The sequence below is a fragment of the Mycobacterium sp. 5-140-3-2 genome (assembly GCF_035666375.1).
GTDB classification, from domain to species: domain Bacteria; phylum Actinomycetota; class Actinomycetes; order Mycobacteriales; family Mycobacteriaceae; genus Mycobacterium; species Mycobacterium intracellulare.
In genome coordinates this window covers 3,948,667-3,970,106 of sequence record NZ_CP142025.1, presented here as the reverse complement: position 1 = coordinate 3,970,106, position 21,440 = coordinate 3,948,667, and the positions used below count along the sequence as shown (strand labels likewise).

Below are 21,440 nucleotides of genomic sequence, written 5' to 3'. Positions count from 1 at the left end.
CGGAAGAAACTAGCCGCCGTGCGCCTGCACGTGCGGGGCGTGGGACTGCCCGACGAGACCGAGATCCAACTGTGGATCGTCGACGGCCGCATCAGCACCGAACCCATCGCCGGCGCCGACACCGTCTTCGACGGCGGATGGATCGTGCCCGGGCTGGTGGACGCGCACTGCCACGTCGGCCTGGGCCATCACGGCGAGATCCCGCTCGACGAGGCGATCGCCCAGGCCGAGACGGAACGCGACGTCGGGGCGTTGTTGTTGCGGGACTGCGGATCGCCCACTGACACGCGCAGCCTCGACGACCGCGACGACATGCCCCGCATCATCCGCGCCGGCAGGCATCTGGCCAGACCCAAGCGCTACGCGGCGGGGTTCTCGCGCGAACTGGAGGACGAGTGGCAGCTGCCGGACGCGGTCGCCGAGGAGGCGCGCCGCGGCGACGGCTGGATCAAGCTCGTCGGCGACTGGATCGACCGCGGCGCCGGCGACCTCGCGCCACTGTGGTCCGACGACGTCCTGGCGGCCGCGATCGAGGCCGCCCACGCCCACGGCGCCCGGGTCACCGCGCACGTCTTCAGCGAGGACGCGCTGCCCGGCCTGATCAACGCCGGCATTGACTGCATCGAACACGGCACCGGCCTGGACGACGACACCATCGAGCTGATGGCCTCCCGCGGCACCGTGCTGGTTCCCACGCTGGTCAACGTCCTCGAGAATTTCCCCGGCATCGCCGAGGCCGCCGCGAAGTATCCGGCCTACGCCGCCCACATGCGCGACCTGCACGCGCGCGGCCCGTCGCGTATCGCCGCGGCGCGGGAAGCCGGCGTGCAGATATATGCCGGAAGTGACGCCGGCACCATGGTCGCGCACGGTCGCATCGCCGACGAGGTCGAAGCGCTCAAGGGCATCGGCATGAGCCCGACGCAGGCGCTGGGGGCGGCCTGCTGGGACGCGCGCCGCTGGCTCGGCCGCCCCGGCCTCGACCACGGCGCCTCGGCGGACCTGCTGTGCTTCGCCCGCGACCCGCGGTCGGGGCCCGCCGTGCTGAACAATCCCGATCTGATCATGTTGCGCGGCAAGATCTTCCGTTCACCGGCGTAGCCGGCGCGTCGCGGTCGCCGCGGCCGCTCGGTGACGCAGACTAACCAGCGCTTCCGGGCACCGCCACGCTGCGCCGAAGAAAGATTGCGAGTGCTTGCTATCTATGTTAGCGTTCGGCAACGATGACCGGAAGGACGCCATGGCCTACGACGTGATCATTCGCGACGGATTGTGGTTCGACGGCACCGGCGCCGCGCCGCTCACCCGCACACTGGGCATCCGCGACGGTGTCGTGGTCGCCGTCTCGGCCGAGGCGCTGGACGAGACCGGTTGCCCCGAGGTGATCGAGGCGGCCGGCAAATGGGTCGTGCCCGGCTTCCTCGACGTGCACACCCACTACGACGCCGAAGTGCTGCTGGACCCCGGCCTGCGCGAGTCGGTGCGCCACGGTGTCACCACCGTGCTGCTGGGCAACTGCTCGTTGTCGACCGTCTATGCCGATTCCGAGGACGCCGCCGATCTGTTCAGCCGAGTGGAGGCGGTTCCGCGCGAATACGTCTTCGGCGCGCTGAGTTCGGGCCGGACGTGGTCGACGGCGGCGGAATACGTCAAGGCGATCGACGCCCTGCCGCTGGGCCCCAATGTCGGTTCGCTGCTTGGTCATTCGGACCTGCGCACCGCGGTGCTCGGACTGGAACGGGCCACCGACCCGACGATTCGGCCCACCGACGACGAGCTGAAAAAGATGGCGGCGCTGCTCGACGAGGCGCTGGACGCCGGGCTGCTCGGCATGTCCGGGATGGACGCGGCCATCGACAAACTCGACGGCGAACGTTTCCGGTCCCGCGCGCTGCCGTCCACCTTCGCGACCTGGCGGGAACGGCGCAAACTCATCAAAGTCCTGCGCAAGCGCGGCCGGATCCTGCAGAGCGCGCCGAATCTTCAGAACCCGATCCTGTCGCTGATGTTCTTCTTGACCAGCAGCCGAATCTTCGGGCGCGGCAAGGGAGTCCGGATGAGCATGCTGGTCTCCGCGGACGCCAAGTCGATGCCGCTCGCCGTGCACACCTTCGGGCTCGGCACCCGGGTGCTCAACACCTTGCTGCGGTCCAGCGTGCGGTTCCAGCACCTGCCGGTGCCGTTCGAATTGTATTCCGACGGAATCGATCTGCCGGTGTTCGAGGAGTTCGGGGCGGGCACCGCAGCGCTGCACCTGCGGGATCAGTTGCAGCGCAACGAACTTCTGGCCGACGAGGCCTATCGTCGTCGGTTCCGCCGCGAGTTCGACCGCATCAAGCTAGGACCGTCGCTGTGGCACCGCGACTTTCACGACGCGGTCATCGTCGAATGCCCCGACGCGTCGTTGATCGGCAAGAGCTTCGGTGCGATCGCCGACGAGCGTGGCCTGCACCCACTGGACGCGTTCCTCGACGTGCTCGTCGAAAACGGCGAGCGCAACGTCCGGTGGACCACCATCGTGGCCAACCACCGGCCCAAGCAGCTCGACAAGCTCGCCGCCGACCCCAGCATCCACATGGGTTTCTCCGACGCCGGCGCGCACCTGCGCAACATGGCGTTCTACAACTTTGCACTGCGCATGCTCAAGCGCACCCAGGACGCGCACCGGGCCGGGGCGCCCTTCCTGTCGATACAGCAGGCGGTGCACCGGCTCACCGGCGAACTGGCCGAGTGGTTCGGCATCGACGCCGGCACGCTGCGGGTCGGCGACCGCGCGGACTTCGTGGTCATCGACCCGGCCGGTCTCGACGAATCCGTCGACCGCTACCACGAGGAAGCGGTGCCGTTCTACGGTGGCCTGCGCCGCATGGTCAACCGTAACGACCACGCCGTCGTCGCGACCGGCGTGGGCGGCGTCGTCGTGTTCGGCGGGGGCCGATTCCGCGACGGCTACGGGCAAACCGTGACGTCGGGCCGCTACCTGCGGGCCGGCGAGCGCGCCCGCCGACCACAGGGCGCCCTGACCCAGAGCGCCTGACATGGCCAGAACCCAGCAACAGCGCCGCCAGGAAACCGTCGGGCGGCTGCTCGACGCCTGCATCGCCACCATCATCGAGGTCGGCTACGCCCGGGCGTCCGCCGCGGTGATCACCAAGCGGGCCGGGGTGTCGGTGGGCGCGCTGTTCCGGCACTTCGACACTATGGGCGATTTCATGGCGGCGACGGCGTCGGAGGTGCTGCGCCGCCAGCTGGAGTCGTTCACCAAGGGGGTCGCCGAGATACCCGCCGACCGGCCGGCCCTGGAGGCGGCCCTGGGGATCCTGCGTGACATCACCAGCGGTCCGGCCAACGCCGTCATCTATGAACTGCTGGTGGCCGCCCGCACCGACGAAAAGCTCAGGGAGACTTTGCAACACGAGCTGGGTCAGTACGCGGCGAAGATCCACGACGCCGCCCGGGCGCTCCCGGGCGCCGAACGGTTCCCCGAGGACACCTTCCCGGTGTTCGTGGCGCTGATGACCAACGTGTTCGACGGCGCCGCCGTGGTGGAAGGCGTGCTGCCGCAACCGGACATCGCGGCCCAGCGGATCCCGGTGCTGATGGCGCTGCTGACCGCCGCGCTGCCGGATTGAGCTGCGCGAGCGGCGATTACAGCGAGCCGATGCCGGCCTGCGGGCTTTGCGCGAATCCCCAGTCGAACAACGTCGCCGCCTGATCCCAATACGACGGCCCGCCCTCTTTCACCAACCCGTACATCATGGCGATCACCAGCCGGCGGCCACCGCGCGCGGCGGCGCCGACGAAGGTCTTGCGGGCGGCGTTGGTGAACCCTGTCTTGCCGCCGATCGCGCCGGGGTAGCGCTGCAGCAGTTCGTCCTGGTTGGTGATGAGGCGGTCGCCGTTATCGCCGGGGAACATCGCCGACGGCTCGGCGGTGATCTGCGCGAACACCGGGTTGGCCATCGCCGCGCGGAAGATCACGGCCAGGTCGTGCGCCGTGGACGAGCCCGACCCGCCCGGGCCGTCCAGGCCGGACGGCGTCGCCGCGTGCGTGTTGGTGGCGCCCAGCGAGGCCGCCTTCGCGTTCATCTTGGCGACGGTGACGTCGGGGCCGCCCAGCATGTGGGCCAACGTGTTGGCGGCGTCGTTGCCCGAGACCAGCAGCAGGCCGTCGAGGAGCTGGCGCGCGGTGTAGGTGCGGCCCGGTTTGATGCCGACGCAGTTGCATTCGACCTGGGTGTCGGCGACGTCGGCGACCACCGTGGAATCCAGGCTCACCGAATCCAGGACCACCTGGGCCAGCAGCGTCTTGATCGTGCTCGCCGGCGGGTGGGCCACGTTCTGGTCGCGGCCGGCGAGCACCTGACCGCTGTCCAGATCGGCGATGATCCACGTCTGCGCCGGGCCGTCGGGGATGGGGATCGAGCCGATCGGTTGGCTGCTGTCGGCGCGCGAGAGGGGGACAGGGGCACCGAACGCGACGACGGCGAGCAGCGCCGCGGCCATCCCGGACACCGAGCCCACGAGCTTCCGCATGGGCCGAGAGTCTAACTTCCGGCCCTTGTCGCCGCGGATTTTCGTCTACTGTCCGATGCATGTTGAGCCTGGCCGAGATATCCGACCGCCTTGAGATCCAGCAGCTTCTGGTGGATTACTCCACCGCCATCGACAATCGCCGCTTCGACGACCTGGACCGGGTGTTCACCCCCGACGCCTACATCGACTACACGGCGCTGGGCGGCATCGAGGGGCACTATCCCGAGGTCAAGAAGTGGCTGGCCGAGGTGCTGCCCAACTTCCCGGTGTATGCCCACATGCTCGGCAATTTCTCGGTACGCATCGACGGGGACACGGCGTCGTCGCGGGTGATCTGCTTCAACCCGATGGTGCTCGGTGGCGATAACGAGCAGGTGCTGTTCTGCGGCCTCTGGTACGACGACGAGTTCGCGCGCACCCCCGAGGGCTGGCGGATGACCCGGCGCGTGGAGACCAAGGTCTTCCAGAAGGTGATGTGAGGCTCGACCGGATGGTGGCGACCCGCCGCGCCCGGCTGCGCCGCGCTTGCGATCGCCACAATTTCTGATCGCCGCCCCTGGTCTGGCACAATAGGCGGCTGTCCGCCGAGCGATCACGCATCGCCGGCCGGTCAGAAACGCGAGGCAAAACCGGATCCGGGCATTCCCGCCCCGATCGCTGAATTGCAGCGTGACACACACAGGAGAAGTCGCTTAACCATGGCTGTCAAGATCAAGCTCACCCGGCTTGGCAAGATCCGCAATCCCCAGTACCGCATCGCCGTCGCCGACGCGCGGACCCGGCGCGACGGTCGCTCCATCGAGGTCATCGGCCGGTATCACCCGAAGGAAGACCCGAGCTTCATCGAGATCGACTCCGAGCGCGCCCAGTACTGGCTGTCCGTGGGTGCCCAGCCCACCGAGCCCGTCCTCAAGCTGCTGAAGATCACCGGCGACTGGCAGAAGTTCAAGGGCCTGCCCGGGGCCGAGGGCCGCCTGAAGGTCAAGCCCGCCAAGCCCAGCAAGCTGGAGCTGTTCAACGCCGCGCTGGCCGAGGCCGAGGGCGGACCGACCACCGAGGCCGCGAAGCCGAAGAAGAAGTCCCCGGCGAAGAAGACCGCGAAGGCCGCCGAGGGCGAGTCCAAGGCCGAGTCCGAGGGCGCCGCGCAGACCGCCGAGACGAAGCCGGCCGAGGCGCCCGCCGAGGGCGGCGAGCAGGCCGAGTCGACCACCGAGAGCTGACCCCGGCGATGAGTACGGTTGTCGTTGACGCTGTTGAGCACCTGGTTCGCGGGATCGTTGACAACCCCGACGACGTCCGGGTCGACATGGTGACCAGCCGCCGGGGGCGGACGGTCGAGGTTCACGTCCACCCCGACGACTTGGGCAAGGTGATCGGCCGCGGCGGTCGCACGGCGACCGCGCTGCGCACGCTGGTCGCCGGTATCGGCGGTCGCGGCATCCGCGTCGACGTGGTGGACACCGACCAGTAGAGAACCCCGGTGGAATTGACCGTCGGGCGCGTCGTCAAAGCGCACGGGATCGGCGGCGAAATCGTCGTCGAAATCCGCACCGACGACCCGGACGCCAGGTTCGCGCCGGGTAATACGTTGCGCGGCAAGGCGTCTCGCGGCGGTGGGGAGCGGGATTTCGTCGTCGAGAGCGCGCGTGAACACGGCGGACGGCTGCTGGTGCGGCTGGCCGGCGTCACCGACCGCGACGCCGCCGACGCGCTGCGCGGCACCCTGTTCGTCGTCGATTCCGACGATTTGCCGCCGATCGACGAGGCCGACACCTACTACGATCACGAACTCGAAGGCCTGCACGTGCGGACGATCACGGGCCACGACGTCGGTGTCGTCGCCGAGGTCCTGCACACCGCCGCGGGGGAGTTGTTGGCGGTGCGGCGCGAATCCGGGGAGGCGTTGGTGCCGTTCGTGACCGCGATCGTGACGTCGGTGTCGCTGGACGACGGCACCATCGAGATCGATCCGCCCGAAGGCCTCCTGGATCTGTAGGGCCTTCGAGATGAGAATCGACGTCGTCACGATCTTTCCCGCCTACCTGGACCCGCTGCGGCAATCGTTGCCGGGCAAGGCGATTCAGTCCGGGCTGGTCGATTTGGCGGTACACGACCTGCGGCGGTGGACGCACGACGTGCACCGCTCGGTCGACGACGCCCCCTACGGCGGCGGTCCGGGGATGGTGATGAAGGCGCCGGTGTGGGGTGATGCCCTCGACGAGATCTGCTCCGGCGAAACGCTTTTGGTGGTCCCGACGCCGGCCGGGGCCCTGTTCACGCAGGCCACCGCCGCGCGCTGGAGCGCCGAGAAGCACCTGGCGTTCGCGTGCGGCCGCTACGAGGGCATCGACCAGCGGGTCATCGAGGACGCCGGGCGGCGGATGCGGGTGGAAGAGGTCTCCATCGGCGACTACGTGTTGCCGGGCGGGGAGTCGGCGGCCGTCGTGATGATCGAGGCCGTGCTGCGGCTCCTCGACGGCGTCCTGGGCAATCCCGCGTCGCGCCAAGATGATTCGCACTCGCCGGCGCTGGACCGCCGCCTGGAGGGGCCGAGCTATACCCGTCCGCCGACCTGGCGGGGGCTGCAGGTCCCCGAGGTGCTGCTCTCCGGTGACCATGCGCGAATCGCCGCGTGGCGACGGGAGATCTCGCTGCAGCGCACCCGCGAACGCCGCCCGGAGCTGCTTGACCCGGAAGACTAGAGGCCGCGCGCCACCGCGTCGATGCGGCCCTCGGGAAAGATCGTCTTGACCGCCCGGGTGATGGTGTCCCGCGCGGTGGCGTCGTCGGAGGCCTGCAGGGACTGCACCACCATGATGTAGCGGCGGTCGGCCCCGATCACGCCCGTCGACAGGTGCATCCAGTCGCTGCCGATGCAGCACATCCAACCCTGCTTGACGGCGACCGGTTCGGCGTACAGGCCGTCCGGGATGCCGAACCGCTGCGGGTAGCCGTCGACGCCGTTGGGGGTGGACTGGGCCAGGTCGTTGACGATGATCTTGGCCTGGTCGGCGGGCAGGCCCCCGGAGCCGTCCAGCAGCATCTCGTAGTAGCGGATCAGGTCGGTCACCGAGCTCATCGTGTTCCACCAGCGCCCGTCGCTGGGCGGGGTGGTGGACGCCAGGCCGTAGCGGGCGGCCACCTCGGAGATGATGGCGGACCCGCCGCCCTGCCCCCAGAACCGCTCGGCGGCGCCGTCGTCGGAGGATTGCAGCATGATGTCGAGCGCCTGGCGGTCCTCGGCGCTCAGGGCGGCCTTGCCCTCGGCCTGGTGCAGCAACAGGTCGTCGGCGATGAACAGCTTCGCCACCGACGCGGTGCCCACGACCTGGCCGTTGCCGTTGGAAACCAGCTGGTGGGTACGGCGATCGAGGATGGCCACCGACAGCGCGGCGCCGCTCGCGGCGGCCTCCTCGGTGGCCTGCTGGACGCGGGCCTGCAGCGGGGCGGACCCCGCGCCCGGCAGCGCCTGGGGCGGCTGGGGCTCCTGCGGCGGTGTGGCGGCCTCGAGCATCAGCGCCGCCGACTGCGGTGGTGCGGGTGCCGGCCGCTGCGGGATGACCCGAACGGGCGCGTTGATAGGCAGGCTGTACACCTTGGCCTGAACCAGCGCCTCGGAACCGGCGGCAACCAGCAACGTCACCGCCGCGGTGGCGGTGAGCAGCGTCAGTGGCCGTACCCGCATTCCACTCCTTCGGCGCGACTTCGGACGTGACTTGGACACAGTGCAGCGGTGCGGACCCTCGCGCGCCACCCGTACCGGCCGTCACGCAATGGTGCGGGTAGCGCGTTCCGACCCCAGTCATATGTACCATTCACCAGCGCATTCGGCTCGCCGCGAACCGCCGACTTCGTGTGATTTTCGCGGCACGCGCACCGTCTGGCACAATTGACCAGTTGTCTCCAGCGGCTGCAGGCCGCCTGCGCCATTTCCCGCCCGCTGCGAGATACGCCAGAAAGCCCATCGGCTCGGCGACCGCCTCACACCTACGTGTGGGTAGCTGCCGTCGGCCGCGACCTCAAGGAAGTGTCTCTCAGATGAACCGGCTGGACTTCGTCGATCAGGCGTCGCTGCGCGACGACATCCCGGTTTTCGGCCCGGGCGACACCATCAACGTGCACGTCAAGGTCATCGAGGGCGCCAAGGAGCGCATCCAGGTGTTCAAGGGCGTGGTGATCCGCCGCCAGGGCGGTGGCATCCGCGAGACCTTCACCGTCCGCAAGGAAAGCTATGGCGTCGGCGTCGAGCGGACCTTCCCGGTGCACTCGCCCAACATCGACCACATCGAGGTCGTGACCCGTGGTGATGTCCGCCGCGCCAAGCTGTACTACCTGCGGGAGCTTCGCGGCAAGAAGGCCAAGATCAAGGAGAAGCGCTGAGCCGGGACGCCTTGGCGGCGCTGGTGATTCGCCTTACGGGTTTCCGGAGCGGATCACTCGCCGGCTTGCCGGGCGACAACCTGTGCTGGCTACGCTGATCACGTGACCGACACCGCGGATTCATCTAACCCCCAGTCCCACGCTGGCGATTCAGATCCGAAGGTCTCTACGCGCAATCCGGAGACGCGCCCCGACGACGCCGCGGCGGCCGACGGGCCGGTTCCCGAACCAGGCCCCGCGGACCAGGCGTCCGAACCCGCCGCCGCCAAGCACTCCACGCTGCGCGAATTCGCCCTGCTGGCGGTCATCGCCGTCGTGCTCTACTACGTCATGTTGACCTTCGTGGCGCGGCCCTACCTGATCCCGTCGGAATCCATGGAGCCCACGCTGCACGGCTGCACCGGCTGCGTCGGCGACCGGATCATGGTGGACAAGATCAGCTACCGGTTCAGCGCCCCGAGCCCCGGCGACGTCATCGTCTTCAAGGGGCCGCCGCCCTGGAACCTCGGCTACAAGTCGATCCGGTCGAACAACACCGTGCTGCGCTGGATGCAGAACGCGCTGTCGTTCATCGGCTTCGTCCCGCCGGACGAAAACGACCTGGTGAAGCGGGTTATCGCGGTCGGCGGGCAGACGGTGGCGTGCCGGGCGGAGACCGGGTTGACGGTCGACGGCAAGCCGCTGAAGGAGCCGTACCTGGATCGCAACACCATGGCGGCCGACCCGTCGGTCTACCCGTGTCTGGGCAGTGAGTTCGGGCCGGTCGCCGTCCCGGCCGGGCGGCTGTGGGTGATGGGCGACAACCGGACGCACTCGGCGGATTCGCGCGCCCACTGCACCAGCGTGCCCGCCGAGGCGCTCAAGGGCGTGCTGTGCACGGGCGACCCCACCACGGGGACCGTGCCGGTGTCCAATGTGATCGGCAAGGCCAGGTTCATCGTGTGGCCGCCGTCCCGTTGGGGTGGCGTGGAGTCGGTGAACCCGCAGCAGACTCGGTAGCCATGGCCACGACGTGGCCGCCGCGCACGGTGATCCGGAAGTCGTCAGGGTTGCGCACCCTGGAGTCGGCGCTGTACCGCAACGGGCTGGGCCCGGTGGCCGGCGTCGACGAGGTCGGCCGCGGCGCCTGCGCGGGCCCGCTGGTGGTGGCCGCCTGTGTGCTCGGCCCGGGCCGAATGGAAAGCCTTGCCGCGCTTGATGATTCCAAGAAGCTCACCGAGGCCGCCCGCGAGAAGTTGTTCCCCCTGATCCGTCGCTACGCGTTGGCCTACCACGTGGTGTTCATCCCGCCCGCCGAGGTGGACCGCCGCGGTGTGCACGTCGCCAACATCGAGGGGATGCGCCGCGCCGTCGCCGGGCTGTCCGTGCGGCCGGGCTATGTGCTCAGCGACGGTTTCCGGGTGCCCGGCCTGGCGGTCCCGTCGCTGCCGGTCATCGGTGGTGACGCGGTCGCGGCGTGCATCGCGGCGGCCAGCGTGCTGGCGAAGGTCAGCCGGGACCGGCTGATGGTGGCCATGGAGGCCGATCATCCCGGCTACGGGTTCGCCCTGCACAAGGGCTACAGCACGCCGGCGCACAGCACGGCGCTGGCGCGGCTGGGCCCGTGTCCGGAGCACCGCTATTCGTTCATCAACGTGCGGCGCGTCGCGAACGGATCGGGCACCAGGCTGGTGGCCGACTGCGATCCGGACCCACCGCTGCAGCGCGACGGATATCGGTGAGGAAAGATGGGACCAGGGTCCCGGGGACAGCATGTGGGAGAAGGACGTCTGAGCGGATGAGTGGCAGATGAGCGCAGAAGATCTCGAAAAGTACGAAACCGAGATGGAGCTCTCGCTGTACCGCGAATACAAGGACATCGTCGGCCAGTTCAGCTACGTCGTGGAAACCGAACGGCGCTTCTACCTGGCCAACAGCGTGGAGATGACGCCGCGCAACGCCGACGGCGAGGTCTACTTCGAGCTGCGGCTGTCCGACGCGTGGGTGTGGGACATGTACCGCCCGGCGCGTTTCGTCAAGCAGGTGCGGGTGGTCACCTTCAAGGACGTCAACATCGAAGAGGTCGAGAAGCCCGAGCTGCGGCTCCCCGAATAACCGCCGGTCAGGCGTTCGGGGGCAGCTGGTTTTCCGCGAGGGCGGGCAGCTGGCCGCGTTGCTCGATCACCGCGCGGGCGACCTCGGCCAGCTTGATGTTCAGCGCCTGGGAATGGCGGCGCAGCAGGTCGAAGGCGTCGTCCTCGCTCATGTCGTGCAGCAGCATCAGCATGCCGACCGCCTTGCCGATCTCGCGGTTGCTGAGCAGTCCCCGGCGCAGGCTGGCGGCGTCTTCCCCCTTGGCGACCGCGTTGATGGCGACGCTCGCGAAGGCCGCCAGCACCGCCGCCCGCCCGGCGGACTCGGCGTCGAACATGTTCGGGGTATCGCTGAACAGGTTGAGCGCCGCGCCTTTGCGTTTGTCGACCAGGAGGCGAAATCCCATCGCCCCCCGCACCGGTGTCTCCGCGACCAGCACCGCCGCCAGCTTGGGCCACAGCGACGGCGTGGTGAGGTCGGGATCGATCTGGGGCGTCTCCTCCTCGATCGCATCGATGCACGGGCCGTCGCCGGCGCGGCGTTCCAACTCGTCGACCTGCTGCGCCAGCCGGTCGCTGGCGCCGACGGTGACGTACCGGTCGTTCTCGCGCACCATCAGGCTGGCGTGGTCGCAGCCGCGGATGGCCAGGGTGGCGGCGACACAGATGGCCGCGTACATCTCGTTGGCATCCGAGCCCCGATAGATGATTTCGGCCAGAGCTGCGAAAACCGTCGAGGGGTCGGCTTTCTCCCCGCCAGTCGGGGGCGCGACCGCACGGGCTTTCGCGTTGTCCGCCATGCTGTGCCTCGTTTCCTGCGGTGTTGGCGCTGTGACCTTTCGGTCGCCGTAGATTATCGGTCGCCGGCCCCACCCTTACACGCGGTTTGGCCCGGTCGCAGCGAATCGGTGAGCGACCCGTCCGTCGCCTTTGACCGCGGTGGCGTTTCCGCGCAGGGTTTCGGTTGGGAACGGGAGGGAAGGACGTCTAGATGGGTGTGACCGTCGCGGTGACCGGGCCCACCGGGGAGATCGGCATCTCCGCGGTGACGGCGCTCGAGCGCGAACCGGCCGTCGACGCCATCATCGGGATGGCGCGCCGCCCGTTCGACCCGTCCTCACGCGGCTGGCTCAAGACTACCTATCAGCGGGGCGACATCTTGGACCGCGAGGCCGTCGACGCCGTGGTCGCGCAGGCCGACGTGGTGATCCACCTGGCCTTCATCATCATGGGCTCGCGCGACGAGAGCGCCCGCGTCAACCTGCAGGGCACCCGCAACGTCTTCGAGGCGACGGTGGCCGCCGAGCGGCCGCGGCGCCTGGTCTACACCTCGTCGGTGGCGGCCTACGGCTATCACGCCGACAACCCGGTCCCGCTGACCGAGGACGTGCCGGTGCGCGGGTCCGCCGAGCATTACTACTCCGCGCAGAAGGCCGCGTGCGAGGCGATGCTCGCCGACATCACCCGGGATTCGCCGCTGGAGGTCTTCGTCCTGCGGCCGTGCGTGGTCGCCGGGCCCAACGCCACCGCCCTGGCCGACGCCATGCCGTGGAACCAGCTGCCCGGCCCGATACGCGCCGTCGTCAAGGCGCTCAAGGCCGTTCCCCTGCTGAAACCGGTGGTGCCGGATCCGGGTGTCGGGCTGCAGCTGGTTCACCACGACGACGTCGCCTCCGCGATCGCGCTGGCGGCCACCGCACCGGCGCCGCCGGGCGCGTACAACATCGCCGGCGACGGCGTGGTGTCGGTGGCCGACGTGGCCAAGGCCCTGGGCGCGCGGTCGGTCCGGGTTCCCGCCGTCGCGGCCTCGGCGGCCTCGGCGGCGATTTCGCGCGTTCCGCTGATGCCGGCGATGCTGGAATGGCTGCACACCGCGCGCACGTCGATGGTCATGGACACCACCAAGGCCAAGACCCAACTGGGCTGGCGGCCGCTCTACTCCTCGGCGCAGGCCCTGGCGGCGCTGGCTTCCGCGGTCTGAACGGTCTGAGGGGTCTGAGGCCCCCGCCAAGCGGTAATTTGATGCTGTGAGGTCTCACCGCTCGGCCGTGTCCGGGCCTGCCGCCGTCGACTACGACGAACACGCGGTCACCGTCACGCCCCGCAAGCGCGAGGCGGCGGGCGTTCGGGCGGTGATGGTCTCGCTGCAACGCGGGTTCGAGCAGATGGGCGCGCTGCGCACCGCGGCGGTGCTGGCCCGGCTCAACCAACGCAACGGCTTCGACTGCCCCGGGTGCGCGTGGCCCGAGGAGCACGGCGGTCGCAAGCTGGCCGAGTTCTGCGAGAACGGCGCCAAGGCCGTCGCCGAGGAGGCCACGAAGCGCACCGTCACACCGGAGTTCTTCGCCCGGCACTCGGTCGCCGAGCTGTCCGCGAAGCCCGAGTATTGGCTGTCCCAGCAGGGCAGGCTCACCCACCCCATGGTGTTGCGTCCCGGTGACGACCACTACCGGCCGATCGGCTGGGACGCCGCCTACCGGCTGATCGCCGACCAGCTCGGCGCCCTGGACAGCCCCGATGAGGCGGTGTTCTACACGTCGGGCCGCACCAGCAACGAGGCCGCGTTCTGCTACCAGCTGCTGGTCCGGTCGTTCGGCACGAACAACCTGCCCGACTGCTCCAACATGTGCCACGAGTCCTCGGGCTCGGCGCTCACCGAGTCGATCGGCATCGGCAAGGGTTCGGTCACCGTCGAGGACGTCGAGCTGGCCGACCTGATCGTCATCGCCGGACAAAACCCGGGCACCAACCACCCGCGGATGCTGTCGGTGTTGGAAAAGGCAAAGGCCAACGGCGCCAACATCATTGCGGTGAACCCGCTGCCCGAGGCCGGGCTGATCCGGTTCAAGGACCCGCAGAAGGTGCATGGCGTCGTCGGGCACGGCATCCCGATCGCCGACGAATTCGTGCAGATCCGCCTGGGCGGTGACATGGCGCTGTTCGCCGGGCTGGGCAGGCTGCTGCTGGAGGCCGACGACCGCGCCCCGGGGACCGTCATCGACACCGCGTTCGTCGACGCGCATTGCGCCGGGTTCGACGAATACCGGCGCCGAACCCTCGACATCGACCTCGACGACGTGTTCGCCGCCACCGGCATCGAACGCCGACAGCTCGACCGCGTCGCCGACATGCTGATGGCGTCGCGGCGGACGGTGGTGTGCTGGGCGATGGGCCTGACGCAGCACGCGCACGCGGTGGCCACCATCGGCGAGATCACCAACCTGCTGCTGCTGCGGGGCATGATCGGCAAGCCGGGCGCCGGGGTGTGCCCGGTGCGCGGACATTCGAACGTGCAGGGCGACCGCACGATGGGCATCTGGGAGCAGATGCCCGAGGAGTTTCTGGCCGCCCTGGATGATCGGTTCGGCATCGCCACTCCCCGCAAGCACGGGTATGACACCGTGGCCGCGATCCGGGCGATGCGCGACGGGCGGGCGAAGGTGTTCGTGGGTATGGGCGGCAACTTCGCCTCGGCCACCCCCGACACCGTCGTCACCGAGGCCGCCCTGCGCAATTGCGCGCTGACCGTGCAGATCTCGACCAAACTCAACCGCAGCCATCTCGTGCACGGGAATACGGCGCTGATCCTGCCCACCCTCGGCCGCACCGACCGCGACGTTCGAGGTGGGCGCAAACAGGTTGTCTCGGTTGAGGATTCGATGTCGATGGTGCACCTGTCCCGCGGCAGCCTGCACCCGCCCAGCGACCAGGTGCGCAGCGAGGTGGAAATCGTGTGCCGGCTGGCCCGCACGCTTCTCGGTGCGGCGCACCCGGTTCCGTGGGAGAGCTTCGCCGCCGACTACGACACCATCCGCGACGCGATCGCCGCGGTGGTCCCCGGCTGCGCCGATTACAACCGCAAGGTGCGTGCGCCCGACGGATTCCAGCTGCCGCACCCGCCGCGTGACACGCGCGAATTCCACACCAGCACGGGGCGGGCCAACTTCGCCGTCAACCCGCTGCAATGGGTGCCGGTGCCCGAGGGCCGGCTGGTGCTGCAGACCATACGCAGCCACGACCAGTACAACACCACGATCTACGGCCTCGACGACCGTTATCGCGGGGTGAAGGGCGGGCGCCGCGTGGTGTTCATCAACCCCGCCGACATCGACGCGCTGGGCCTGACCCCGGGAGGGCGCGTCGATCTGGTGTCGGAGTGGACGGACGCCGAGGGCCGGCTTCAGGAACGGCGCGCGAAAGACTTTCTGGTGGTTGCGTATTCGACTCCCGTCGGCAACGCCGCGTCCTACTATCCCGAGACCAACCCGCTGGTTCCGCTCGATCACACTGCGGCGAAGTCGAACACCCCGGTGTCGAAGGCCGTCGTCATCCGGGTGGAGCCCGCCGCCGGCGGTGAAACCGCGTAGTGGGGCACGTAACGTCACGCCGGCGGGTCACGCATCTGACCGCCGAGAAGGCGATCACCCGGCCGGAGACCCTGGTCGTCGAGGAGCCCTTGGAGATCCGGGTCGACGGCGCGGCGGTCACCGTGACGATGCGCACGCCGGGCGCGGACATCGAACTCGCCCAAGGCTTTCTGCTCACCGAAGGGGTCATCGGCGGCCGCGACGACATCCACAGCATCCGTTACTGCGCCGGGCGTGACGACGACGGCGCCAACACCTACAACGTGCTGGACGTGACGCTGGCGCCCGGGGTGCCCAAACCCGACCTCGACGTCACCCGCAACTTCTACACCACCTCGTCGTGCGGGGTCTGCGGCAAGGCGTCCCTGGATGCGGTGCGGTTGAGCAGCCGGTTCACCCCGGGTGCCGATCCCGCGACCGTAGCCCCGGCCACGCTGAAGGCGATGCCGGACCAACTACGTTCCGCGCAAAAGGTTTTCGAGAGCACCGGCGGGTTGCACGCGGCCGCGCTGTTCGGCGTCGACGGCACGATGCTGGTGGTGCGCGAGGACGTAGGCAGGCACAACGCCGTCGACAAGGTGATCGGCTGGGCGCTGGAGCATCGGCGGGTGCCGCTGGCAGCCTCGGTGTTGCTGGTCAGCGGGCGGGCATCCTTCGAGTTGACGCAGAAGGCCGTAATGGCTGGGATTCCGGTGCTGGCGGCCGTCTCCGCGCCGTCATCGCTGGCGGTCTCGCTGGCCGAGGAGTCCGGCATCACGCTGGTGGCGTTCCTGCGCGAGGACTCGATGAACATCTACACCAGGGCCGACCGCATCGCGTGACCCAGTGTTGCCCGGCCTCCTGTGGATGGAGGCCGCACTGGGGATAACCCGCGGGCGCGGGCGGCCGCGGCCCGCGACGGCGGCCCGACCCGTCGGCCCCGGCGGGCACCGTGGCCCGCATGACAACCGAAACGACGATGACCCGGATCCAACTGGGGGCCATGGGCGAGGCGCTCGCCGTGGACCACCTGACGCGGGCGGGATTGCGGATCCTGCACCGCAACTGGCGCTGCCGCTACGGCGAACTCGACATCATCGCCTGCGACCGCGCCGGCACGGCGGTGTTCGTCGAGGTCAAGACCCGCACCGGCGACGGCTACGGGGGACTGGCGCACGCGGTGACCCCGCGCAAGGTCCGGCGGCTGCGCAGGCTGGCCGGGCTGTGGCTGGCCGGCCAGGACCGGCGGTGGGCGGCGATCCGCATCGACGTGATCGGCGTGCGGGTCGGACGCCGGCGCACCCCGGAGATCACCCACCTGCAAGGCGTCGGCTGATGGCGCTGGGGCGCGCGTTCTCCGTCGCGGTGCGCGGCGTGGACGGCGAGATCGTGGAGATCGAAGCCGACATCACGTCCGGACTGCCGGGCGTGCACCTGGTGGGTCTGCCCGACGCCGCGCTGCAGGAGTCGCGCGACCGGGTCCGGGCCGCGGTCACCAATTGCGGCAACGACTGGCCCATGGCGCGGCTCACGCTGGCGTTGTCGCCGGCGACGCTGCCGAAAATGGGCAGCGTGTACGACATCGCCCTGGCCGCGGCGGTGCTCTCGGCGCAGCGAAAAAACCCGTGGGACCGGCTGGAGAAGACCGTGCTGCTGGGCGAGCTTTCGCTGGACGGGCGGGTCCGGCCGGTGCGCGGGGTGCTGCCCGCCGTGCTCGCCGCCAAGCGCGACGGATGGCCGGCCGTGGTGGTCCCGGCGGACAACCTCGCCGAGGCCAGCCTGGTGGACGGCATCGACGTGTGGGGCGTGCGGACCCTGGGGCAGCTGAAGAAATGGCTCGGCGGCACCGGCGCCCTGCACAACCGGGTCAATCCGGACCGCACGCCGGAGGAGCCGGTGGTGGACCTGGTCGACGTGGTCGGCCAGACGCAGGCGCGCTTCGCGGTGGAGGTGGCCGCCGCCGGCGCGCACCACCTCATGCTCACCGGGCCGCCCGGTGTGGGCAAAACGATGCTGGCGCAACGCCTTCCGGGCCTGCTACCGCCGCTGTCGGAGAGCGAGTCGCTGGAGGTCACCGCGATCCACTCGGTGGCCGGGCTGCTGTCGGGGGACACACCGTTGATCACCCGGGCGCCGTTCGTGGCGCCCCACCACAGTTCCAGCGTGGCGGCCCTGGTCGGCGGGGGCTCCGGGATGGCGCGACCGGGCGCCGTCAGCCGGGCCCACCGCGGGGTGCTGTTCCTCGACGAGTGCGCCGAGATCCGGGTCAGCGCGTTAGAGGCCTTGCGAACACCGTTGGAGGACGGCGAGATTCGCCTCGCCCGCCGCGACGGGGTGGCGTGCTATCCGGCCCGGTTCCAGCTGGTGCTGGCCGCCAACCTGTGCCCGTGCGCGCCGGCCGATCCGCGGGACTGCATGTGCCCGGCGGCGACCAAACGCCGCTACCTGGGCAAGTTGTCCGGGCCGTTGCTGGACCGCGTGGACCTGCGGGTGCAGATGGATCCGGTGCGGGCGACGGCGTTCTCGGGTCGCGACGGCGAATCCACGGCACAGGTGCGTCAGCGGGTGGCGGCCGCCCGTGCGGCCGCCGCGCAGCGCTGGCAGCCGCACGGTTTTCGCACCAATGCCGAAGTCAGCGGGACCCTGCTGCGCCGAAAGTTCCGCCCCAGCAAAGCGGCGATGGAGCCGCTGCAAAGGGCGCTGGATCGCGGCCTGATCAGCATCCGGGGCCTCGACCGCACGTTGCGGGTCGCGTGGAGCCTGGCCGACCTGGCGGGCCGCACGTCGCCCGGGCTCGACGAGGTCGCCGCCGCACTGAGCTTTCGCCAGCCGGGGACGCAGCGGTGAGCGCCCCGACCGGCCGGCAGCGCGCGCTGCGGGCGTGGGCGTATCTGTCCCGGGTGGCCGAACCGCCCTGCGCCGGGCTCGCCGCCCTGGCGCGGCGTGTCGGCCCGGTCGAGGCGGCCGAGCGGGTCCGGCGGGGCGCGGTCGACGACGTCCTGGCCCGGCACACCGAGGCCAGGCGCGACATCGACACGTCGGCGGCCGATCTCGAGGCGATCGCCCGGCGGGGCGGCCGGTTGATCACGCCCGACGACGACGAGTGGCCGGTGCTGGCGTTCGCCGCGTTCGGCGGCGCCGAAGCACGGCGGCGCGGCGGCCCGCCGATGGTGTTGTGGGCGCAGGGGCCCGCCCGACTCGACGAGGTCGCGCAGCGGGCCGCCGCCGTGGTGGGGACGCGCGCCTCGACGGCCTATGGCGAGCAGATGGCCGCCGAACTCGCCGCCGACCTGGCGCAACGCGACGTGGCCGTCGTCTCGGGCGGTGCCTACGGCATCGACGGCGCCGCCCACCGGGCCGTGCTGGATTGCGACGGGATCACCGTGGCGGTCCTCGCGGGCGGGCTCGACGTCCCCTACCCGGCCGGTCACACCGCGCTGCTGCACCGCATCGGCCAGCACGGGCTGTTGTTCACCGAATACGCCCCCGGCGTCCGCCCGGCCCGTCACCGGTTCCTGACCCGCAATCGCCTGGTGGCCGCCGTCTCCGGCGCGGCGGTGGTGGTGGAAGCGGGCCTGCGCAGCGGCGCGGCGAACACCGCGGCCTGGGCGCGGGCGCTGGGGCGGGTGGTGGCCGCGGTGCCCGGACCCGTGACCTCGTCGGCGTCGGCGGGTTGCCACGCGCTGCTGCGCGACGGCGCCGAGCTGGTCACCCGCGCCGAGCACATCGTCGAGCTGATCGGCCACATCGGCGAACTGGCGCCGGACGAGCCGCGGCCGGTCACGCCGTTGGACGGCCTGAGCGAGGCCGAGCGCCGGGTATACGAGGCGTTGCCGGGCCGCGGCGCCGCCACGGTCGACGAGATCGCGGTCGCGTCGGGGCTGGTGCCCGAGCAGGTGCTGGGGCCGCTGGCGATGCTCGAGCTGGCCGGGTTGGTGCAGCGCCAGGACGGGCTGTGGCGAATCGTCCGGGCGACCGCGGGCCACGCTGCGTCAACGCCGCGGCTCGTATAGTCGAGGCGGGTCGGGCGTCGGACAGGAGGACACGTGGCAGGTCGACCGCTGCAATGCTTCGAAGTTGTCGGTACCGAGCAGCTCACCCCGCACATGGTGCGGGTGGTGCTGCGGGGCAAGAATTTTGACGCCTTCGTGCCCAGCAAGTTCACCGACTCCTACGTCAAGCTGGCGTTCGTCGCCGACGACGTGGACGTCGCCGGTCTTCCCGAGCCGCTCACCCTCGACAGCTTCGCCGGTCTGCCCCCGGAGAAGAGGCCCACGGTGCGCACCCTCACCGTCCGGCACGTCGACGTCGAGGCCCGCCAGATCGCGCTGGACATCGTCGTGCACGGCGAGCACGGGACGGCCGGCCAGTGGGCGGCCACCGCCCAGCCCGGCCAGCCGATCTACCTGATGGGCCCCGGCGGCGCCTACACGCCGGACCCCGCCGCCGACTGGCACCTGCTGGCCGGCGACGAATCGGCGCTGCCGGCCATCGCCGCGGCCCTGGAGGCGTTGCCGCCCAGCGCGGTCGGGAAGGCGTTCATCGAGGTGGCGGGGCCGGAGGACGAGATCCCGCTGACCGCACCGGATGGCGTCGAGGTGCACTGGGTGTATCGCGGCGGACGCGCCGACCTGGTGCCCGAGGACCGCGCCGGCGATCACGCCCCGCTGATCGAGGCCGTCACCAGCGCCCCGTGGCTGCCGGGGCAGGTGCACGTGTTCATCCACGGCGAGGCGCAGGCGGTCATGCACAACCTGCGGCCCTACATCCGCAAGGAGCGGGGCGTGGACGCGAAATGGGCGTCGTCCATCTCGGGTTACTGGCGCCGCGGCCGCACCGAAGAGACGTTCCGCCAGTGGAAGAAAGAACTCGCCCAGTCAGAATCCGAGGCGGAGGCGGCGAACTCGTCCGCCTGACGGCTCGACTGGCATTCTCTTTTCCATGGCATTCGCGGACTACCAGAACGAGATCTACTTCAAGGGCCTGGGCGGAATCGCGCCCGCGCTGCCGATGGCCTTCGCGGAGTTGGAGGCCCGCGCCGAGCGGGCGATGTCGCCGTCGGTGTGGTCGTACGTCGCCGGCGGCGCCGGTGACGAACGCACGCAGCGGGCCAACCGGGAGGCGTTCGATCGCTGGGGCCTGATCCCGCGCATGTTCGTCGGCGCCGCCGACCGCGACCTGTCGGTCCAGATGTTCGGCCTGACCTTGCCGTCGCCGGTGTTCATGGCGCCGATCGGCGTCATCGGCATCTGCGCCCAAGACGGCCACGGCGACCTGGCCACCGCGCGCGCGGCCGCGAAAACCGGTGTGCCGATGGTGGTTTCGACGCTGACCGCCGACCCGATGGAAGACGTCGCCGCCCAGTTCGGCGATACCCCCGGCTTCTTCCAGCTGTACACGCCGAAGGATCGTGACCTGGCCGCCAGCCTCGTGCGGCGGGCCGAAGCCGCCGGCTTCCAGGGCATCATCGTCACCCTCGACACCTGGATTCCCGGGTGGCGCCCGCGCGACCTGTCCACGGCCAACTTCCCCCAATTGCGGGGGCTCTGCCTGAGCAACTACACCAGCGATCCGATCTTCCGCGCCGGCCTGCAGCGCCCGCCCGAGGAGGACCCGCAAGGCACCGTGCTGCAGTGGATCACGACCTTCGGAAACCCGTTGACCTGGGACGACCTCGAATGGCTGCGGTCGCTGACCGACCTGCCGCTGATCATCAAGGGCATCTGCCATCCCGACGACGCCCGGCGGGCCAAGGACGGCGGCGTCGACGGCATCTACTGCTCCACCCACGGTGGGCGCCAGGCCAACGGCGGCCTGCCCGCGCTGGACTGCCTGCCGGGCGTGGTCGAGGCGGCCGACGGGCTGCCCGTGCTGTTCGATTCGGGCGTGCGCAGCGGGGCCGACGTCGTCAAGGCGCTCGCGCTGGGCGCGACGGCCGTGGGTATCGGCCGGCCCTACGCCTACGGCCTGGCGCTCGGCGGCGACGACGGCATCGTGCACGTGCTGCGCTCGATCCTCGCCGAGGCGGACCTCATCATGGCCGTCGACGGCTATCCCACGCTCAAAGATCTCACCCCGGACACGCTGCGGCGCGTCGGCTAGAGCG

22 protein-coding genes and 1 pseudogene are annotated in these 21,440 nt (G+C 70.2%); 20 read left to right on the top strand and 3 right to left on the bottom strand.

The genetic code is table 11. From position 1 onward, the window contains the following. The first annotated feature begins 18 nt into the window (after window positions 1-18). From P6281_RS18365 to P6281_RS18355, 3 genes are all read left to right on the top strand, one after another. Window positions 19-1,101 (top strand): amidohydrolase family protein, encoded by a 1,083-nt coding sequence (locus P6281_RS18365; protein WP_014385467.1) that lies wholly within the window; start codon window positions 19-21, stop codon window positions 1,099-1,101. Between the two features lie 103 nt (window positions 1,102-1,204). After that, window positions 1,205-3,037: an N-acyl-D-amino-acid deacylase family protein gene (locus tag P6281_RS18360; RefSeq protein ID WP_020188524.1), complete on the top strand. Its 1,833-nt coding sequence runs from the start codon at window positions 1,205-1,207 to the stop codon at window positions 3,035-3,037. A gap of 1 nt (window position 3,038) precedes the next feature. Beyond that, a complete protein-coding gene (locus tag P6281_RS18355; protein ID WP_014385466.1) occupies window positions 3,039-3,632 on the top strand; it encodes a TetR/AcrR family transcriptional regulator in 594 nt (197 codons plus the stop codon). Window positions 3,633-3,648: 16 nt separating this feature from the next. Here the strand turns inward: P6281_RS18355 and P6281_RS18350 are convergent, their stop codons facing one another. Beyond that, a complete protein-coding gene (locus P6281_RS18350; RefSeq protein WP_009955186.1) occupies window positions 3,649-4,536 on the bottom strand; it encodes a D-alanyl-D-alanine carboxypeptidase family protein in 888 nt (295 codons plus the stop codon). A 59-nt stretch (window positions 4,537-4,595) separates the two neighbouring features. Between P6281_RS18350 and P6281_RS18345 the strand changes: the two genes are divergently transcribed. From P6281_RS18345 to trmD, 5 genes are all read left to right on the top strand, one after another. After that, complete coding sequence (locus P6281_RS18345; RefSeq protein WP_009955187.1) at window positions 4,596-5,015, top strand: nuclear transport factor 2 family protein; 420 nt, start codon at window positions 4,596-4,598, stop codon at window positions 5,013-5,015. 219 nt (window positions 5,016-5,234) lie between these two features. After that, window positions 5,235-5,756: a 30S ribosomal protein S16 gene (gene rpsP, locus P6281_RS18340; RefSeq protein ID WP_014382972.1), complete on the top strand. Its 522-nt coding sequence runs from the start codon at window positions 5,235-5,237 to the stop codon at window positions 5,754-5,756. An 8-nt stretch (window positions 5,757-5,764) separates the two neighbouring features. Continuing rightward, window positions 5,765-6,007 (top strand): RNA-binding protein, encoded by a 243-nt coding sequence (locus P6281_RS18335; RefSeq protein ID WP_003878715.1) that lies wholly within the window; start codon window positions 5,765-5,767, stop codon window positions 6,005-6,007. 9 nt (window positions 6,008-6,016) lie between these two features. Beyond that, the gene (gene rimM / locus P6281_RS18330; protein WP_014385465.1) at window positions 6,017-6,532 is read left to right on the top strand and encodes a ribosome maturation factor RimM; all 516 of its coding nucleotides are present in this window, start codon (window positions 6,017-6,019) and stop codon (window positions 6,530-6,532) included. A 10-nt stretch (window positions 6,533-6,542) separates the two neighbouring features. Then, window positions 6,543-7,238: a tRNA (guanosine(37)-N1)-methyltransferase TrmD gene (gene trmD / locus P6281_RS18325; RefSeq protein ID WP_014385464.1), complete on the top strand. Its 696-nt coding sequence runs from the start codon at window positions 6,543-6,545 to the stop codon at window positions 7,236-7,238. On the opposite strand, the gene P6281_RS18320 is transcribed toward trmD, so the two are convergent. Beyond that, entirely contained in the window at window positions 7,235-8,221 is a 987-nt protein-coding gene (locus P6281_RS18320) for a hypothetical protein (protein WP_225324860.1), read from the bottom strand. The genes trmD and P6281_RS18320 overlap by 4 nt on opposite strands. Window positions 8,222-8,574: 353 nt before the next feature. Here P6281_RS18320 and rplS point away from each other — a divergent pair, with 353 nt between their 5' ends. From rplS to P6281_RS18300, 4 genes and pseudogenes are all read left to right on the top strand, one after another. Beyond that, entirely contained in the window at window positions 8,575-8,916 is a 342-nt protein-coding gene (rplS, locus tag P6281_RS18315) for a 50S ribosomal protein L19 (protein WP_007775353.1), read from the top strand. Window positions 8,917-9,018: 102 nt separating this feature from the next. Beyond that, a complete protein-coding gene (gene lepB, locus P6281_RS18310) occupies window positions 9,019-9,915 on the top strand; it encodes a signal peptidase I (protein ID WP_009955193.1) in 897 nt (298 codons plus the stop codon). A 2-nt stretch (window positions 9,916-9,917) separates the two neighbouring features. Next, window positions 9,918-10,689, top strand: a pseudogene (locus tag P6281_RS18305) (ribonuclease HII). A 15-nt stretch (window positions 10,690-10,704) separates the two neighbouring features. Continuing rightward, entirely contained in the window at window positions 10,705-11,010 is a 306-nt protein-coding gene (locus P6281_RS18300) for a DUF2469 domain-containing protein (protein WP_003875077.1), read from the top strand. A gap of 7 nt (window positions 11,011-11,017) precedes the next feature. On the opposite strand, the gene P6281_RS18295 is transcribed toward P6281_RS18300, so the two are convergent. Next, on the bottom strand, window positions 11,018-11,788 hold the full coding sequence (locus P6281_RS18295; protein WP_009955198.1) for a GAF and ANTAR domain-containing protein: 771 nt from the start codon (window positions 11,786-11,788) through the stop codon (window positions 11,018-11,020). Window positions 11,789-11,979: 191 nt separating this feature from the next. Here P6281_RS18295 and P6281_RS18290 point away from each other — a divergent pair, with 191 nt between their 5' ends. The 8 genes from P6281_RS18290 to P6281_RS18255 all read left to right on the top strand — a co-directional run bounded on the left by P6281_RS18290 (window position 11,980) and on the right by P6281_RS18255 (window position 21,436). Continuing rightward, entirely contained in the window at window positions 11,980-12,969 is a 990-nt protein-coding gene (locus tag P6281_RS18290; protein WP_014942639.1) for an NAD-dependent epimerase/dehydratase family protein, read from the top strand. Between the two features lie 46 nt (window positions 12,970-13,015). Continuing rightward, a complete protein-coding gene (locus tag P6281_RS18285) occupies window positions 13,016-15,355 on the top strand; it encodes an FdhF/YdeP family oxidoreductase (protein WP_029384859.1) in 2,340 nt (779 codons plus the stop codon). Continuing rightward, the gene (fdhD, locus tag P6281_RS18280) at window positions 15,355-16,176 is read left to right on the top strand and encodes a formate dehydrogenase accessory sulfurtransferase FdhD (RefSeq protein ID WP_009955202.1); all 822 of its coding nucleotides are present in this window, start codon (window positions 15,355-15,357) and stop codon (window positions 16,174-16,176) included. The genes P6281_RS18285 and fdhD overlap by 1 nt, the downstream gene beginning before the upstream one ends. A 119-nt stretch (window positions 16,177-16,295) precedes the next feature. After that, entirely contained in the window at window positions 16,296-16,670 is a 375-nt protein-coding gene (locus P6281_RS18275) for a YraN family protein (RefSeq protein ID WP_043955203.1), read from the top strand. Then, window positions 16,670-18,181 carry a YifB family Mg chelatase-like AAA ATPase gene (locus tag P6281_RS18270; RefSeq protein WP_014380692.1) on the top strand — a complete coding sequence of 504 codons (1,512 nt, stop codon included), beginning with the start codon at window positions 16,670-16,672 and terminating at the stop codon, window positions 18,179-18,181. The genes P6281_RS18275 and P6281_RS18270 overlap by 1 nt, the downstream gene beginning before the upstream one ends. A gap of 26 nt (window positions 18,182-18,207) precedes the next feature. Then, window positions 18,208-19,347, top strand: coding sequence for a DNA-processing protein DprA (gene dprA, locus P6281_RS18265; protein WP_179960104.1), 1,140 nt, complete (start codon window positions 18,208-18,210; stop codon window positions 19,345-19,347). Between the two features lie 33 nt (window positions 19,348-19,380). Then, window positions 19,381-20,250 carry a siderophore-interacting protein gene (locus P6281_RS18260; protein ID WP_008258817.1) on the top strand — a complete coding sequence of 290 codons (870 nt, stop codon included), beginning with the start codon at window positions 19,381-19,383 and terminating at the stop codon, window positions 20,248-20,250. 25 nt (window positions 20,251-20,275) lie between these two features. Then, window positions 20,276-21,436: a lactate 2-monooxygenase gene (locus P6281_RS18255; RefSeq protein WP_014385459.1), complete on the top strand. Its 1,161-nt coding sequence runs from the start codon at window positions 20,276-20,278 to the stop codon at window positions 21,434-21,436. The last annotated feature ends 4 nt before the right edge of the window (window positions 21,437-21,440 follow it).